The organism is Ferdinandcohnia sp. SAFN-114, assembly GCF_059415045.1.
The window spans coordinates 28,972-45,486 of sequence record NZ_JBPFDQ010000044.1; the positions used below are offsets into that span (position 1 = coordinate 28,972).

Annotated in this window: 13 protein-coding genes; 3 read left to right on the top strand and 10 right to left on the bottom strand. The window is 36.9% G+C overall.

Annotated features, from left to right (window positions below):
• Nucleotides 1-3 precede the first annotated feature (3 nt).
• From ACR65M_RS15055 to ACR65M_RS15075, 5 genes are read right to left on the bottom strand one after another with little or no spacing between them, the layout of a single operon-like run.
• Nucleotides 4-1,887 (bottom strand): beta-N-acetylhexosaminidase, encoded by a 1,884-nt coding sequence (locus ACR65M_RS15055; RefSeq protein WP_440273703.1) that lies wholly within the window; start codon nucleotides 1,885-1,887, stop codon nucleotides 4-6.
• A gap of 39 nt (nucleotides 1,888-1,926) precedes the next feature.
• On the bottom strand, nucleotides 1,927-3,084 hold the full coding sequence (gene nagA, locus ACR65M_RS15060) for an N-acetylglucosamine-6-phosphate deacetylase (RefSeq protein WP_440273704.1): 1,158 nt from the start codon (nucleotides 3,082-3,084) through the stop codon (nucleotides 1,927-1,929).
• A 44-nt stretch (nucleotides 3,085-3,128) separates the two neighbouring features.
• On the bottom strand, nucleotides 3,129-4,130 hold the full coding sequence (locus ACR65M_RS15065) for a zinc-dependent alcohol dehydrogenase (RefSeq protein WP_440273705.1): 1,002 nt from the start codon (nucleotides 4,128-4,130) through the stop codon (nucleotides 3,129-3,131).
• 21 nt (nucleotides 4,131-4,151) lie between these two features.
• Nucleotides 4,152-5,207 carry a dihydrodipicolinate synthase family protein gene (locus ACR65M_RS15070; RefSeq protein ID WP_440273706.1) on the bottom strand — a complete coding sequence of 352 codons (1,056 nt, stop codon included), beginning with the start codon at nucleotides 5,205-5,207 and terminating at the stop codon, nucleotides 4,152-4,154.
• Nucleotides 5,207-6,223 carry an NAD-dependent epimerase/dehydratase family protein gene (locus tag ACR65M_RS15075; protein WP_440273707.1) on the bottom strand — a complete coding sequence of 339 codons (1,017 nt, stop codon included), beginning with the start codon at nucleotides 6,221-6,223 and terminating at the stop codon, nucleotides 5,207-5,209. Before ACR65M_RS15075 ends, ACR65M_RS15070 begins: the two co-directional genes overlap by 1 nt.
• Nucleotides 6,224-6,440: 217 nt before the next feature.
• On the opposite strand from ACR65M_RS15075, the gene ACR65M_RS15080 reads away from it, so the two are divergent.
• Nucleotides 6,441-7,796 carry a helix-turn-helix domain-containing protein gene (locus ACR65M_RS15080; RefSeq protein ID WP_440273708.1) on the top strand — a complete coding sequence of 452 codons (1,356 nt, stop codon included), beginning with the start codon at nucleotides 6,441-6,443 and terminating at the stop codon, nucleotides 7,794-7,796.
• Nucleotides 7,797-8,361: 565 nt separating this feature from the next.
• Here ACR65M_RS15080 and ACR65M_RS15085 read toward each other — a convergent pair.
• The 5 genes from ACR65M_RS15085 to ACR65M_RS15105 all read right to left on the bottom strand — a co-directional run bounded on the left by ACR65M_RS15085 (nucleotide 8,362) and on the right by ACR65M_RS15105 (nucleotide 13,839).
• Entirely contained in the window at nucleotides 8,362-9,261 is a 900-nt protein-coding gene (locus ACR65M_RS15085) for a Gfo/Idh/MocA family protein (protein ID WP_440273709.1), read from the bottom strand.
• A gap of 30 nt (nucleotides 9,262-9,291) precedes the next feature.
• Nucleotides 9,292-10,098, bottom strand: coding sequence for an ABC transporter permease subunit (locus ACR65M_RS15090; RefSeq protein ID WP_121446115.1), 807 nt, complete (start codon nucleotides 10,096-10,098; stop codon nucleotides 9,292-9,294).
• Between the two features lie 31 nt (nucleotides 10,099-10,129).
• On the bottom strand, nucleotides 10,130-10,996 hold the full coding sequence (locus ACR65M_RS15095) for an ABC transporter permease subunit (RefSeq protein ID WP_121446168.1): 867 nt from the start codon (nucleotides 10,994-10,996) through the stop codon (nucleotides 10,130-10,132).
• Nucleotides 10,997-11,204: 208 nt separating this feature from the next.
• Nucleotides 11,205-12,467 carry a sugar ABC transporter substrate-binding protein gene (locus ACR65M_RS15100; protein ID WP_341331588.1) on the bottom strand — a complete coding sequence of 421 codons (1,263 nt, stop codon included), beginning with the start codon at nucleotides 12,465-12,467 and terminating at the stop codon, nucleotides 11,205-11,207.
• Between the two features lie 265 nt (nucleotides 12,468-12,732).
• Entirely contained in the window at nucleotides 12,733-13,839 is a 1,107-nt protein-coding gene (locus ACR65M_RS15105; protein WP_440273710.1) for a GNAT family N-acetyltransferase, read from the bottom strand.
• 240 nt (nucleotides 13,840-14,079) lie between these two features.
• On the opposite strand from ACR65M_RS15105, the gene ACR65M_RS15110 reads away from it, so the two are divergent.
• Together ACR65M_RS15110 and ACR65M_RS15115 are read left to right on the top strand one after the other, a co-directional pair.
• Nucleotides 14,080-14,670: a YesL family protein gene (locus ACR65M_RS15110; RefSeq protein ID WP_440273711.1), complete on the top strand. Its 591-nt coding sequence runs from the start codon at nucleotides 14,080-14,082 to the stop codon at nucleotides 14,668-14,670.
• Between the two features lie 165 nt (nucleotides 14,671-14,835).
• Nucleotides 14,836-16,431 (top strand): FAD-dependent oxidoreductase, encoded by a 1,596-nt coding sequence (locus ACR65M_RS15115; RefSeq protein WP_341331585.1) that lies wholly within the window; start codon nucleotides 14,836-14,838, stop codon nucleotides 16,429-16,431.
• Nucleotides 16,432-16,515: the final 84 nt, after the last annotated feature.

The window sequence follows — 16,515 nt, forward strand, 5'->3', positions numbered from 1 at the left end:
ACCTTACCAATTAAAATTACCCGCTGTAGCAATTCGATTGTAGAAGTGATTACCTAACGAACCGTCAGGTATCCCGTTCGGACCATCATGAACTAATCTCTTTTCCTCTAATTCTTCAATACTTTCGATTGAACCTTCTAGCCAATGTAAAATTCGGAGTTTAGACGTTTCCATTCTGGCAAGTAATCCCCCATAGCGGAATTCAATTATTTCCCAGCCGAAAGGTTTATATAAGGAAAACCAAACTTCTCTATGTTTGTTATGCAGAAGACTTATTTCTTTCGTCAATTCGTGTAAATCGGTTAAAAGAAGTTTCATCGTTTCTTTATCACCGTTGTCATAAGCTGTTTTTAAATGAATTCCCATTTCCGACTTCATACTAAGTACAGTTGCAAGCTGTTCATAGAATTCAAATAGTAAAGCTGAATTAGGGTTTCTATCCTTAGCTGCCCTTAATTGAGGAATTAACTTTTGATAATGTGCATTCATTTCAAATCCACGGATATTTTCATCAAATAAACCAATAAGGAGATCCTGCCATAATAAAAATTTAGAAGCATTTGAGGAGTTCAGATTATTTTCCATTACACCTGGAGTTTCATCTAATTGATTGAGTGTAAGGAAATCCTCCAAATGGTTTCCCGTGCAGAAATGGAAACGTTCAGCTAAATGCTCCATAGTTACTGTTTGCTTATAGGTATGTTCCGCATAGAGCTGGATTACTGGTAATGCAGTTGTAAGTGGAGTTTCTCCTCCATTGTCGCCCCATAATGTCGTAATCACTTCATGTAATCCATCTTTTTTACAAGCTGATAAAGCAGCTTCAGTCGTTACAAATGCGCGCCCATAGTTGGGAGAAATCCCATTCCATGTCCAAGCCCCACCAGCAAAAAGAGTATCTCTTCCTAATTCTTTATGCTTCTGAATATAAGTCCGATAAAACTCTTCATCTGCATGATAATAATCCCAATACACAAGTTCCACATTCTTTGGTATTGAAGCAATCGCTTCTTCTGGAATATGTACATCTTCATCGTAATATTCGCCATGTTTTGAACCTAAGCGGAAATACATATCACTCCAAATCATTGGTTTTAGCCCATGACGCTCTGCAATTGATACAACCTGTTCTAAATGCTTATTCATAATCTCAAAACGATTTTCATATCCATTTAAATCTAAATAGCGGCCAAGTCCAAGTTGATGCGCTTCATCCATTCCAATATGAATGCGATTTGATTTAAATGGTTTCGAAGCAGCCTTAATCATGCTTTCTATAAATTGGTATGTTTTGGACTCACCTACTAATAGAATGTCAGATGTGTCCCTAATTTCCTTCGCATAGCCCCATTTCAATGCCATTGTTAAATGAGCGAGAGTTTGGATACAAGGTATCATCTCAATTCCTAAAGCGTCTGCATATTGATCACAGGTCTTTAGTTCGTCTTCTGTGTATCTACCACGCATATAGCCGAAATACGGGTACTCTGGTACTTCATAAGTATCCTCTGTATAGAGCATGACAACGTTTAATCCCATAATGGATAGTTTTCTAAGCAATGCCTGAACCTCATCTACTTTTAAGACAGCATTTCTAGAAACATCCAGCATGACACCGCTTGTTTGAAAATTGGGCTGTTCAGTTATCTCAAATTCACCATTCTTTTGATAATTCTCTAACCACACACCAATTGCCCGATAGAAATGAATTTTTTCCTGATAATAGATTTCACCTTTTCCATCCTTATTGGTAACACGGATCGGACCTTCCCTTTGAATCACGGAGATTGGGTAGCCACTTTCATTCAACTTAATCCCCAAGTCTTCAATTAATAACTCTAATCCATTTATAATTGAATTTGTTTCACCCAATAAATTAATTTTCATCTTTAATACCTCTTTTCAGTTATCATAAAAATTTAATCTCTAATCATTTCGTCTGAAAACAAAATTCCCATCTATAATTGTGCTTTCTACCTCTAAATCATTTGTTAACATAACAACATCTGCATCAAATCCAACGGCTATCCTACCTTTATGTTCACTAACTCCACAGACGACAGCTGGGTTATAGCTCGCCATTTGTACTGCTTCTTCAATCGGAATACGAGATTTCTGAATGATGTATTGAACTGCCTTGTCTAGCGTTAAAGAACTTCCCGCAAGGCTTCCGTTCGCTAATGATACTTTTCCACCACTTTTATAGACGGTCTTCCCACCGATTTGATGACACCCATCTGGTAATTGGTTGGTCCCAGTACAATCAGAAATTAAGGTAAGATGATCCACCCCTTTCATTCTGTAAAGGAGTTCAATTATTTTTGAATGCACATGAATGCCATCTGCGATAAGTTCGCAGTGTAATTCTTGTAAATCAAGTGCTGCAAACGCAGCTGTTAAATTGCGATGTGTAAGCGGGCCCATTCCATTGAAACAATGAGTCACTCTTGATAGGCCGTATTGAATCGCCATTTCCATTTCCTCATATGATGCATCTGTATGTCCGGCAGAAATGGCAACCTTTTTTTCCTTCAATAGCTGTATGACATCGGTTGCGTTAGGAAGTTCAGGGGCTAATGTTACAATTTTTATCAAATTCCCAGCCATTTGAAGTAACGATTTTACTTCTTCTATAGCAGGATCCAGTATGTATTCTGCTTTTTGAGCACCTTTATATTTTTGATTAATCCATGGGCCTTCTAAATGAATACCCAAAAGGCGAGCACCACCACGATTTTCAGCAACTATGAGTTTATTTAATAAAAGGAAGGTTTTAATATCTTCTAATGTGGCTGCCCTTGATGTTGACAAGAAACTTGTCACACCAAAGGATGGGAGCCCATTTTGAATGCGATAAAAACCTTCCTTTGAACAATCCATAAAATCTTGACCATTTAGACCGTGTATATGTGTATCTATAAAACCAGGACAGATCCACCCTTCTACTTGGTAGTAGGGCAGATCCTCCTTTTCTTTCTTACCAACGAAAATGATTTTTCCATCTTTGATTTCAATGATCATATTTTTATCTATTCTCTTATCTGTAACAACATTTCCTTGTAAGTAAAAGTGGTTACACATCATTTAACTTCAAAATCCTTTCCGTTGTTATGCCCAATTCAGCGTATTTACGTAAACTTTATGATTTTTGTAAGAGTTGAAGATTCTTTGTTTAACAGTTTTTCAAATTCTTGTGGTGCATCATCAAATTCAACTGTTTCTGAAAGAAACGCTCTGACATCAATCTTTTTTTCGTTAACAAGTCGAATATATTCTTCAAGGTTCCTACCTTCTGTCCAGCGGACATATTCATAAGGATAATCAATTGCTTCCTTCTCATAGACGGTGTCGTATCTTCCTGGACCGCCAGCCCGAGAAATGAGTAACTGAGCCTCCTTACCAAACATTAAGTCTCTTGGAAAGTCGGGTTCGATATCACCTACGATGACTGCCTTTCCTTTGGTACGAATCCATTTCAAACATTCATGTGTAAGTGGTGAACGCTTTCCTCCCGCACAAAGTAGTACGGCATCAGCTCCACGTGATTTCGTATCAATCTGAAGGGCTTCTTCCATCTCATCAACCGTCGCAAATGATTTAATATTGTCTTCCTTTAACATGTCTACTCGACTTTCGTGAAGATCATATGCAATCACATTATAGGCTGCTGCATGGGCAATTTTTGCAATTAATTGCCCTAAAACTCCTAAACCTACGATTACGACTGTTTCACCAAATTGAAGATTTGCGATACGTAGGGCATGAATGGCAATCGCACCAAGTCCACCTAGAGCTGCTTCTTTTGGTTCAACCGTATCGGGGACTTTCGCATACAAGGTTTTAGGAACTAGAAGATATTCATCATGATGAACATATGGTGCACCGTAACAAGCAACAAGATCTCCTTTTTTCACATCGGTAATGTCACTGCCACAATCAACGACTTCGCCCATTGCACTATATCCAAGATGAACCTGTCTTTTTTCACTAACGGCTAGCAACGATAGTTCAGTGCCCGGTGAAATGACCGAATATAATGTTTTAACTAAGATATAGGAAGGCTTTTCTATGCTTGGTACTTCATCTTCAATGATTTCAACTTTCTTGTTGTTAGCTACAATTCTTTTCATATGAAATCCTTCTTCCGTCAATTATTTAGACAGCCACTTTGATAAATTCGCTTTAACAAATTCATCATCATTTAGGTGTGGGTAGCTCGTATAAATTCGGTCTAACTCTTCTGATTGACCCGGACTTAAAACTTCACGATCAACTAAACACCAATTTCCTTGAAGTAGTCCTTGTCTAGCTAAGATTTCATTAATGCCAGCTATACTTCCTTTAAAGCTATTTCGAGAATCAAATATCGCGGCATTCGCATCTGTTATTTGTTGTCCAAGTGTTAATAAACCATTTGGTACTGACTTTTGACCTCTTACTACTTTAATTTCTTCAAATGTTTCGACAACTCGTTTTGTCCAAACAGACCAGTGTCCAAGTAAACCACCGACAATTCTCTTTTCTACCTTCTGTCCTTCGACTGTGAATTCAAAGGCTGTTAACAAATCATTTATTATATTATCATCATTACCCGTGTATAGCGCTATTTCCTCATTACGAGGCGAATGGCAAACAGCACGGACAACATCAATTGAACAATATCGATCAAAAGGAGCAATTTTTATCGCGTATACATTTGGAATGGAAGCGAATCGTTCCCAAAACTCATACGAAAAAATACGTCCACCTACTGCAGGTTGTAAATAAAATCCGAATACTGGAATAACCTCTGCAACTTTTTCAGCGCGCTCAAGTAATTCATCTTCTGATAAATGATTCAAGCCACCCATACTCAATAGTCCTAAGTCGTAGCCGACCTCTTTACTAAACGCCGCTTCTTTTAGTGCCTGTTCAGTAGGTCCACAAATTCCTGCCACTTTAATAAAATCATCAGGAACATTGGCGCGCTTTGTTTCTTCAATTGCAATTGATAGTACTCTTTCATAAAGATTAAACTCAGAATCACGAATTTCAAATTGTGTTGTATGCACTCCTACCGCGATACCACCTACACCTGCATCGATATAGTATCGTGTTAAGGCACGTTGCCCTGTTTCGTCAAGTTCTCTTTCTTCAGTTAGCGCTAGTGGATGAGCTGGAATCACTGTGCCCTCATGAAGCTTTTTCTTAACAGCCTCTTTCAGCATTAGAATGCACCTTCTCTTTCTTGGAAGTGGGTTGGTTTATTGATTGTGTGTCCATCGTTTACAACCCAATCAGCAATCATATCAATCATTTGTTGTACGGTAACTTTTGGATAACCAAATAATTTATGTGCTTGAGAAGCATTATTTAGTAAGGCAGTTGGACTTTCATTATTTACAAATACCGGTTCCTTTTTTATTCGTTTACCGAATTCCTTTGCGAGCCATCTGACTGACAATGTTTCAGGTCCTGTTACATTGATGATTTTTGGTGGATAATTTGTATGTAATAAGGAACGAATCGCATATTCATTTGCATCCCCCTGCCAAATCACATTAACATTTCCCATTGTTAAATCAATCGGTTTCTCTTGATGTACTGATCTTGCAATTTCAAGTAACACACCATAACGTAGGTCAATCGCATAGTTTAAACGAAAGTGAACAATGGGTGTTTGGTTTTTATGCGAAAAATAAGTTAAAACTCGTTCTCGACCTAAGCAGGATTGTGCATATTCACCAACAGGATTAGGTGTCACATCCTCTGTACAACCATTGCTTAACACAGAAGTGAGTGGGTATACATTTCCTGTTGAAAAAGACACAATTCGAGAATCTTTAAACTTTTCTGCGACACGTCCTGGAAGATAGGCGTTCATGGCCCATGTCCGATGCTCATTTCCAACTGTTCCAAATTTCGTACCTGCCATAAAGATAATATTCTTAACATTTGGTAGGTTTTGGAGATCTTCTTCCCTCAAAAAATCCGCTTTAATTGTTTCAATTCCATTCGCTTCTAATTCATCTATTAAACTCTCATCTGAGAATCTCGCAACACCAATCACTTTCTTAGGTACACCTGACTGATCAACAGCTCTCTTCGCAAGTTTCGCTAAAGTCGGTCCCATCTTCCCACTAACACCTAAAATCATAATATCTCCATCTAGTTGTTGGATGTCCTTTATTAAATTTGTGCTAGGTGTTGACATAAAATCCTCTAATTCAGCAATCGTTTTCATTTAAATCCTCCTAGAATATATTTGATTTTCTTTAGGAAAAACATGGTTATTTACTATTTACCTACATTGTATATTCGGGGTTATTAAAAGACAAGTCACTTAAAGGTCTTTTAATAAATGATGATTATTGATTGACATTTCGAAAAAATCCTCTTAATCTAGTAGTAAGATTATTAAAAGACATATTAAAGAAATGTCTTTAAATGGAGATGACATGATGAAAACAAACCAATTATCAGATCATGGTACTGAAATTATTATTGGCATTGTTAGTCCTGAAGCACTTGAAAAGGAAATAATGAAAGCGCTTGAAGCATTTCCTAATTTCCAGCCAATTTTTCTACATGCAACCCCCTCTTCGATTGAAACGGAGGTTATGACTACTTTGATCAATAAAGTGGAAGTACTTTTGTTTACGGAATTTCCAACCTATTTAAAAGCTAAACATCTTATCAACTTTTCAAAACCAGCGCATTATGTTCCCATAATGGGAACTGGGTTATATCGGTCATTATTCCTGATAAACAATCAATTCGATACGAAACATTTCTCGATTGACACGGTTGAAGAAAAATATATTCGTAGAATCCTTTATGAATTAGACGAAACGAACTATGTATGTACTTCCTTCCCTAATTCCAGTCAGCCTGATTGTTTGGAGGAAATTGTTGATTTTCATCAGGACAACTATCAAAAATATGGCTCCATCGCCATCACCGGCGTGCAGGAAATTGCGATAAAGCTATCGGAATTGTCAATACCGTATGAATGGGTTACACCCACTTATCAAGATTTAATTGTTTCCCTCGAACGTGCATTACTTGCAACGGAAGCTCGTAAACATAAAGAGTCTCAAATTGTCTTTGGGATTATTGATATTGACAAATTTGATAAAGCTACAGAAAAATACACATCGGAACATGAAGTGCAATTATTCAAACTAAAATTTCAACAAATCATGTTAAATTATACAAAGCTACTTGATGGTCATTTAATTAATTCCGGTGGAGAAGAATTTTCGTTTATCACCACACGTGGTATTTTTGAAAGAGAAACACGCGGTTATAAATTCATCCCCTTATTAAATACGGTTAAATCGGAGCTAGGTGTTTCCATTAGCATTGGTGTTGGTTTTGGTCTCTCAGCTGCGGAAGCTGGTAACCATGCAAGACTCGCACTCCGACAATCAAAAGAATTAGGCGGAAACGTATGTTACATCGTCCGTGAAGACCAAAGTGTAATTGGCCCAGTTGATATGATAACCGATACTCAATATGAAAAATATGACCTATCTATTACAGATGCAGAACTACTGCAAAAGGCCGAAAAGGCCGGAATGTCTGCTGCTTATATGACAAAACTTATGGCCAGAGTAGCACGGCATAAGAAATTTGACTATACAGCTCAAGAGTTAGCCGACACATTGAATATTACAACAAGAAGTGCCCATCGAATCCTATTAAAATGGATGGACGCTAACTTAGTAAATATAGTAGGCGAGGAAAAAATCACCTACAAAGGTAGACCAAGACGAATCTATAGACTGAGCTTTATCATTGATGAAAACGAATAATTACAAAATATAGGTAGTTTTCGTAAACGTAGTTGCTTTTTGTATAGGCATTATTTAATAACATAATAGGTGATTTCCGTGTGATTGGATCGTATGGCACGAGATCCTAGAAAATGCTGGCATTTTCTTCGTGCGGTGTAGATTCAAGGAAGCAAATCCAACGTCCTGCGGGAAAAGCGAGCTAAGCGAGACCCCGCAGTGAGGTAGTGACTTGTCCAGTTTCAGCGGCTAGAAACTCGAGAAATTTCAACTCCTCCTTCAGAGGCAAAATACGCCTCTTTGTCGGAGTCTCCGACGTACAGGACGTGCTAGTGCCGACTCAGCCACAGGACGTGGCGCTTTAGTCGGCCAATTTTCTCGTTTCTGTGCAAGCCACCTCCACTTTTCGTTGAGGAGGCTTGCGGATCGCCCGCGGAAAGCGAGTGCCAGTAGCGGAAATCACCACTAGTTCCACTATAATCTTTAAGTTAATAGCAACAATTTTTTAGAAACGAGCAAAAACAAATGGCGGGTAAAATGGTTTACCCGCTTTTATAATTTGCAATAGTAATCGACGATATTTCCACTATAGATTCACCCGTTTTCCTGTATCTTTACTCTCATTTGCTGCTTCAATAAAGCGAATAATTTCTTGCGTTTCATGTAAGGGAACGCTGGATTGTCCTGTGTTAAAAAAACGAATAATTTCTTCTAAGAGACTAGCATAAAAAGGTTTTGAGGAAGAAGAAATCGATACAAAATGACTGCCTTTTTCAAAATGAATGAACGCACCGAATTCACCATTACCGCCCCTACTCCCTCTTGCACTTCCAATTCTTCCATCCTCCCATTGCGAAACAATCAAATCTGAATGTACAGTAGAGACAGTAGTAACCTGCTGTGCCCCGCAGCCTAAAATGGCATATAGCATCTCAATCGCATGTATCCCGTACCAAAAATACCCCGGTTGAGTATCAACCATATCCATCGGACCGAAACAGTCAGCTCCAATGATTTTTCCTTTATCTTGAATCGCTAGTGCCTGTCTTACCTCTTCAGCAAATCGTAAAGCAGATGAACTCATGATTGGTGTACCATATTGTTCAGATAGCTTCACGATTTCAATAGCCTCTGAAAAAGAAAGACAAAGAGGTTTGTCAATAAAGAGTGGCTTCTGATAACCTACAAGTTTCTTCACCTGCTCCAGATGTACACGGCCATCGACAGATTCTAGTAGGATTGCATCACATGTCTCTGCTACTTCCTCAATCGTCTTTACCAATTGAACACCATACTGTTCCACTTCTTTTGTAATTGCCTCAATACGAGAGTAACTCAACTCAAAATCAGACGAACCGACCGGACAAGCTATAGTTACTTTCCCGCCTTTAACAAAAAAGGGATTGGTGGGATCATTTAATAATTTAGTAAAAGCAGTTGCATGTGAGGTATCTAGCCCAATCATTCCTATTTTTCTATTCCTCATATCGTAACTCCTCTATAAAATCAAAACGGATTATTTAAGTCCTGAGAGCTGAATACCTTCTGTAAAATACTTCTGGAAGAACAAGAAAATTAGAAACGTAGGGATAAATGAAATTGTAGAGCCGGCCATCTCAATTCCAAAGTTCCCTTCCTTACTTAAGGTAGAAGCTAACCCAACCGTGATAGGATACATTTTCTCATTTGTCATATAAATAAGTGGTTGGAATAGATCATTCCAGTTACTTACGAATGCAAACGTTCCAACAGTTGCAATGGATGGAAATGCTAATGGCATATAAATTTTTCGAAACACATGAAAATCATTGGCTCCGTCCATCCTGGCTGCTTCGTCTAATTCCATAGGAATGCCCTGCATAAACTGACGTACTAAAAATACGCCCATAATTGCCCAAAGCTCAGGAACAATCAATGCTTGATATTCATTGATCCATCCAAACTTTGAAAACATGATAAATTTAGGAATGATCAGCAATTGCGATGGAATCATGATAACAGCCATGAATGTCCAGAATATAAATTCTCTTCCAAAGAATTGCTTTCTTGCAAATATGTAGCCTAATAGTCCTGCAAAAAACATTTGTGAAAAGACAGGGATAACAGTTACAACCACAGAGTTCATAATCCAGCGTAAGAAGTTATCATTCCGAAAAAGGTACGTAAAGTTATTGATAGACGGATCATTAGGAATCCAAAACAATGGGTCCATTGCTGCAAATGTCGTTTCTTTAAATGAACTTAACACCATGATCAGAAATGGTAGGAGAAAGCAAAACCCCAGGAAGATTGTGACAATATATTTTATTATTTTAGTAAACAAGTTTGTTCATCTCCTTTACAACTCTCAACAATTAATAGATACCTTGATCTTTACCAAAATATTTTCTCTGAATAAGTGATATAACTAAGATTATCGCGAATAATACATAAGATAAAACAGCTGCGTAGCTAAAGTTCAAATTCGTGAATCCTATTTGATAAAGATAGAATACAATGGTACTTGTCGAGAAATTTGGTCCTCCGTTTGTTAATAGGAATGCAGAATCAAAGATTTGGAAAGAACCAATAGTCGTAATGATCAACACATAGAAATGAATTGGTTTTAATAATGGGAAAGTAATTAACCAAAAGGATTTAAAAGGTGAAGCACCATCGATTTTTGCGGCTTCATACATATCTTTTGGAATGGACTGTAGCCCTGCAAAATAATAAATCATTGTACTACCAGATACTTTAAAGATACTCAAACCAGCCAAAACAAGTAGGGCTTGTGAAGAATCAGATAAAAATAATTGGGCATCAACTCCAATAAAGCTTAACAGATAGTTGATTAATCCCGCCTCCGTTCCTGAAAACAGCCATTCCCATATCCCTGCCACAACAACGAATGATGTTACAACAGGCAGGAAGAATATCCCTTTAAAAATTTTCGTAAAACGAATTCCTGATTTTATGACAAGCGCTAAAATCAAACCTAGTGCCATTGTAGGGACTATATAATAGAAGGAAAATAAAACAGTATTCCAAATTGATTTTAAAGCAATCGGATCATCAAATAATTGTTTCCAGTTTCGTAATCCAACAAACTCAGAAGTACCAATAATTCGATAATTAAGAAACGTTAAAACGAAGCTATACACAAATGGAATGACTTGAAAGATTAAAAAATGGATTAAAACTGGTGCCAGTACAATATAAACAATACCATTTTTTCTCATTTCTTCTTTTATCCTGTTTTTTAAAGGAGGCTTGACCTTTTTTAAAGTTTTTAGAGGTACCTTGTTATGAGTTTCTACGACCTTTTCCAAGCTATCACCTTATTTCTTTATTAATTAAGAAAAGTTTTCGTAAACAAATGAACTTTTAATAAACAGAGAGTCTTATTCACAAAGGAATAAAACTCTCTTTACGTAAGAAGCTATTTGTTTACGGCTTAGCTAATTCAGCTTCAATTGCTTCAGCTGCTGCATCTGCTGCTTCTTGAGGAGTTTTATCTCCTGCCATCATTGTTTGTATTTCAGCTTGAATAAATGGCATGATTGCACGCCCTTTAGGATGAATAACACCAGGTAATGCAAATTGTGTATAAGTAGCAAGTTGGCTCATGTATTTGTTTGAATCAAAGATATCTTTTGCCTCTTCTTGAGTTGGGATATACTGAGTAACCGTATTAAAAATACGTTGGTTTTCAGCATTTGTAACTGCTTTTACAAATTCTGCTGCAGCTGCTGGATTATCTGTGTTAGATGGTACCACGAACATACCAGTTGTACCGTATGTTAATTGTTTTTCACCCGTTAATGGTGGAGCAATGGCGAATTCAAAATCACCTTCTTTTTCCATCATCGTAATACTTATTCCAGACCCTAGTTGTGCCATTATTTTTCCAGCGAACCATAACTCATCTTGTGTAGTTGCTGTAATAGAATCTTCTGGAATATAACCTTTTTGATACATATTGTTTACGTAATCGAATGCTTTCACACTTTCTGGGCTATTAATTAGTACCTTGTTATCATCTGTTACAACATCCCCACCAGCTTGCCAAACCCAAGGGTAGATTGTTCCGTTCATGGAACCTCCTCCTAGGTAATTTAATGCATAGAAACCTTTTTCTTTAGCTTTTGCTGCCCAAGCTTCGAATTCTTCCCATGTTTTTGGAAGGTTTGCTGGATCTTCACCAATCGCTTTCACGACATCTAGATTGTAAAGGAATGTATAAGCTTCTTGAAGGATTGGCAATCCGTATTTTTTATCTTTCCACGTTGTTGACACTAAGGAGGACTCTACGAATCCATCAAGATCACCTTCGTCTAAGTATGGATCTAATTCAAGAAGCATTCCTACATCTGCATATTGTGGCATTTGGTCAGGAATGGCATAGAACACATCCGGTCCATTGTTAGCTGCTAAAGCCGTTAGAACTTTTTGGTCACGGTTTGCCCATGGAATGGTTTCAATATTTACTTCTACATCAGGAAACTCTTTATTGTAATTGGCAGTGATCTCTTTCCACATTTCTTCTTCTTTTGTAGCATCACCTGTATATGGATGTACCCATACTGTGATTTCACCATCAACTTTTCCATCTTCTTTTTTAGGCTCTGTACTTGAGTCATTACTACAAGCTGAAAAAAGTAAGCTACCTGAAAGCAAAAGTGCCATGAACGAAAAACGTTTCTTTTTCATCTACGAATTACCCCCTATTAAGTTCAAAAATATAATTAGTAAGTCTAACAATCTACCACAAATTCTGTTTAGCCATCCCCTCCTTACTTTCTTGTCTGAATAAACACATAATTGAAAGCCTATACATTAGATGTTAAAAAAATTTCTATAATTTCAAATACTTTACTAATCTTATTCTAGTTCGTTTGTATTATTGTGACAAGTCTATAAACTGTCTTTAATAAAAAGTTAGAATTAATTTAGTACCCTTACAATTAATTAGCAATCATACATAGTTCAATCCTTGTGGAAAAGGAAATGGAACTGGAAACAAATCCTTACTATATGAATCTATATTATTATTCCCTTTTAGGATAAGCTCTTCCAGCTCCCGATTATTGATTGAAACGGAATTCTTCTTATTTATAAGACTTTTATTGTTTTCATCTATATTAGAAATCTGTAACTTATCTTTAAAATATGGAGCGAGCTGCTGCAACAGTAAATCTAGATTCATAATCTTAATCGTTCCTGGAAATGATTGTTCTACACTTTCCAATGCTAGGTCAAGCTTTTGTATTAACTCTTTTTCATAAGTAGGTATATTAAATAGTAAAGAATCAATCCCATATGTAACGGCTTCTTTAAGTAAACTTACAATGGCTGTCGGATCTCCTCCCCATTCGATTATTCGAGATTCCACGTTTTTTTGTTCCTGATACGGAACTCCGAAAATTATAAATGCTTTTATCTGCTTGTTTTCTTCTGCCACAAGAACCTTGTGCTTCATTTTGAAAATACTAGCAAATCCCGCTGACTCATTAAGCTGTGCCATTTCAAATATACTTTGTTCATATCGAACTGGTCGACGCTGACTAATTTTTCTCATTTGAAACCAGTCGGTAGGCTGCAGTTCACGAACATGATAAGCCGTCTCTGGTTTCAGGTCTACTTGTTGAATCTTATATTGCTTCAGCTTTCCATAAAATGTGCAACCTTGTTTGATGTATAGCGGTAAATCTCCAGAAATAAAAAGAATGGAAGCGCCAGATTTATTCACATGATCAAAAATCATTTGTAAAAGTGTGTTCGCTATCCCTCTTTTCCTGTATTCCGGCTCCGTGCAAACAGCACCAATTGAATAGGCTTGAACTTCTGCACTTTCAATATGAAGTATAGATGGAACCAATCCAATAAAAGAAACTAATGTCCCATCGATAAATGCACCATACGATTGGTGAAGGGCGTGTGAGAAAACTTGTGGAAAAGCAGCCCCCATTGAGATATGTCCTTCTTTACGAAACACTTTATCGGCCAACTCAATTGCCTGCTGAAATTCTCTTTCTTCTAATAAACGGAATTCAACCATTTCATTCACCTCAACTTTTAACATTTCATTACTAATCACAAGGATTTGGAGACAACCTCTTACGCTGTTAAAAAAATGTAATCGCTAACAGTTTGAAACATGTTATAATACAACTAATCTTTTTGAACTTACTTTCTATTTTAGTAGAAATTTATTAAGTGACAAGTCTATTAAGTGTCTTTAATTTGATCCATCGATATATTTTTTAAAATGAGGTGACATATAGTGGGTGGCTGGGAAAGGTTCAATAATTATGCAATATGGATGATAAAAGTTGCTTACTTAAATTTACTGTGGATTGGCTTTACGATTGTTGGCTTAGGACTATTTGGTTTATTCCCGGCAACAGTTGCCATGTTTGCAATTGTTCAAAAATGGTTGCAAAATGAACCAGTTGATCGTATCTTTCAATCATTTTGGAAAACCTATAAAAAAGAATTTATCTCACTTAACAAGTTTGGCCTCTTCTTTATTGTGATTGGCTATATATTAGTGTATGACTTTATGTTTGTATATAAAAATATGGACAAGCTACAATTACTGTTTCCAGTCCTACTTTTTTTAACAATTTGTTATATGGTTACGTTACTCTATTTCTTCCCTGTATACACACAATTTGAAATGAAATTCTTTCAATATATTAAGCAATCATTCTTAATTGGAGCTAGCTCTTTGTTAGAGACTATTCTCATTTTCACTGCATGTATGCTTTTAGGTATTATCATAAATCTAATTCCTGGAATCATCCCGTTGTTTACTGGAAGTGTACTAGCCGTTGCAATTACATGGTGTAGCAACAAAGCGCTCTATAAAATCAAAGGCAAGAAAAAGAGTATCACCTATCAGTTGAAATAGCAGCAGATTAGAGTGTCTTCAATGGACACTCTTTTTTGTGGTCTAATTATGGTGGTGCATTTTTTATCCGGATTTAAAGTCCGTTAAAAGTCTTGATTATTCCCATTATTCTTTTACACTTTAAGTAAGTTTAGTAGAATGTTTCCACCTAAGGAGGATAACAAAATGGATTTTAGTAAGTTATATTATTATGTGCCTACTCCGAAAGCTCGTGAGCCAAGGAAGTTCGTGAGAGATTTAGTTATTTATGGAGCAACTCCTGCTGGAATTACGGCAGCGATTCAAGCAAAACGAATGGGTCTTTCTGTTGTTATTGCTGAATTTGGTAAGAATATTGGAGGTATAACTGCAAGTGGTTTGGGTGCCTCTGATATTGGAGCAAAGGAAGCAATAGGTGGTTTATCAAGAGTATTCTTTCAGGAATTAGGAAACTATTACAATACAACCGAACAGTGGACCTTTGAACCGAAGGCTGCCAAATTTGTATTTGAAAAATGGCTCAAGGACTACGATATTGAAGTTGTTTATCATCAGCATGTCGTAGAAGTTAAAAAAGAGAATAACAGCATAACAGAAATATTGATGGAAGATGGAACTATATACATTGGAGACTTTTTCATTGATACTAGCTATGAGGGTGACGTAATGGCCAAAGCAGGTGTCACATACTTTGTTGGTAGAGAATCAAACGCCACTTATAGAGAAAGATACAATGGAATTCAGTTTGGACATCCCCACCATCAATTTGAAAAATGGATTGATCCGTATGTAGTTGAAGGTGACCCTTCAAGTGGAATATTGCCTGGTATCACAGAATCGGCTCATGACACGCTTGGCTATCAAGGTCAAGGTGACCATCGAATTCAAGCTTATAATTTTCGCATTTGCTTAACAAATCGTGAGGATAATCGTGTATCTTTTCCAAAGCCACCGTCCTACAACCCGGGGTGTTACTCGTTATTATTGCGTTATATCAATGCAGGTGTTTGGGATGTAATGAATCTTCATACTATGTTACCAAACGGAAAGACAGATTTAAATAATTATGGTGGTTTTTCAACAGACCATATTGGAATGAATTATGAATGGCCTGATGGAGATTACAAAACACGTGAAAGAATCTTCCAAGACCATTTTACATATAATCTGGGATTGCTCTATTTTTTAGCCAATGATGAACAAGTTCCAAAAGCGATTAGGGATGAGGTCTCTCAATGGGGATTAGCTGGTGATGAATTTGAAGAAACTGGGCATTGGCCTCATCAGTTATATATTCGAGAAGCAAGAAGAATGATAGCTGATTATGTCATGACAGACCACAACTGTTTAGGTGATGTAACAGTTGAAGATTCAATCGGACTTGCCTCGTATCAAATGGATTCTCATCATGTTCGAAGAATCTTTATTGATGGACGTGTTTACAATGAAGGTGATGTGGAAATACCAATATCCCCATATCCAATCTCCTATCGTTCGATTCGTCCAAAGGCTGAAGATTGTACAAACCTACTCGTTCCGGTTTGTTTATCAAGTTCACACATTGCTTACGGTTCAATACGTATGGAACCTGTATTTATGATTTTAGGTCAATCAGCAGGAGCAGCAGCAGCTTTAGCTTATAAAAATAAAACAACTGTACAAGGTGTATCTTATGAACAATTAAAAAATGAACTACTCTCTTACGGACAAGTACTACAATGGGACGATTCAATTGAAGATGACCCTGTATTACGAATGAAAGAGACGTTTGGGAAGAAATAAAGAGAAGGAGGCTGGGACATTAACTAGCTTCGAATAATGAAAAAGGTGAGTTTGAGCACGCTCAAACTCACCTTTTTCTATTTT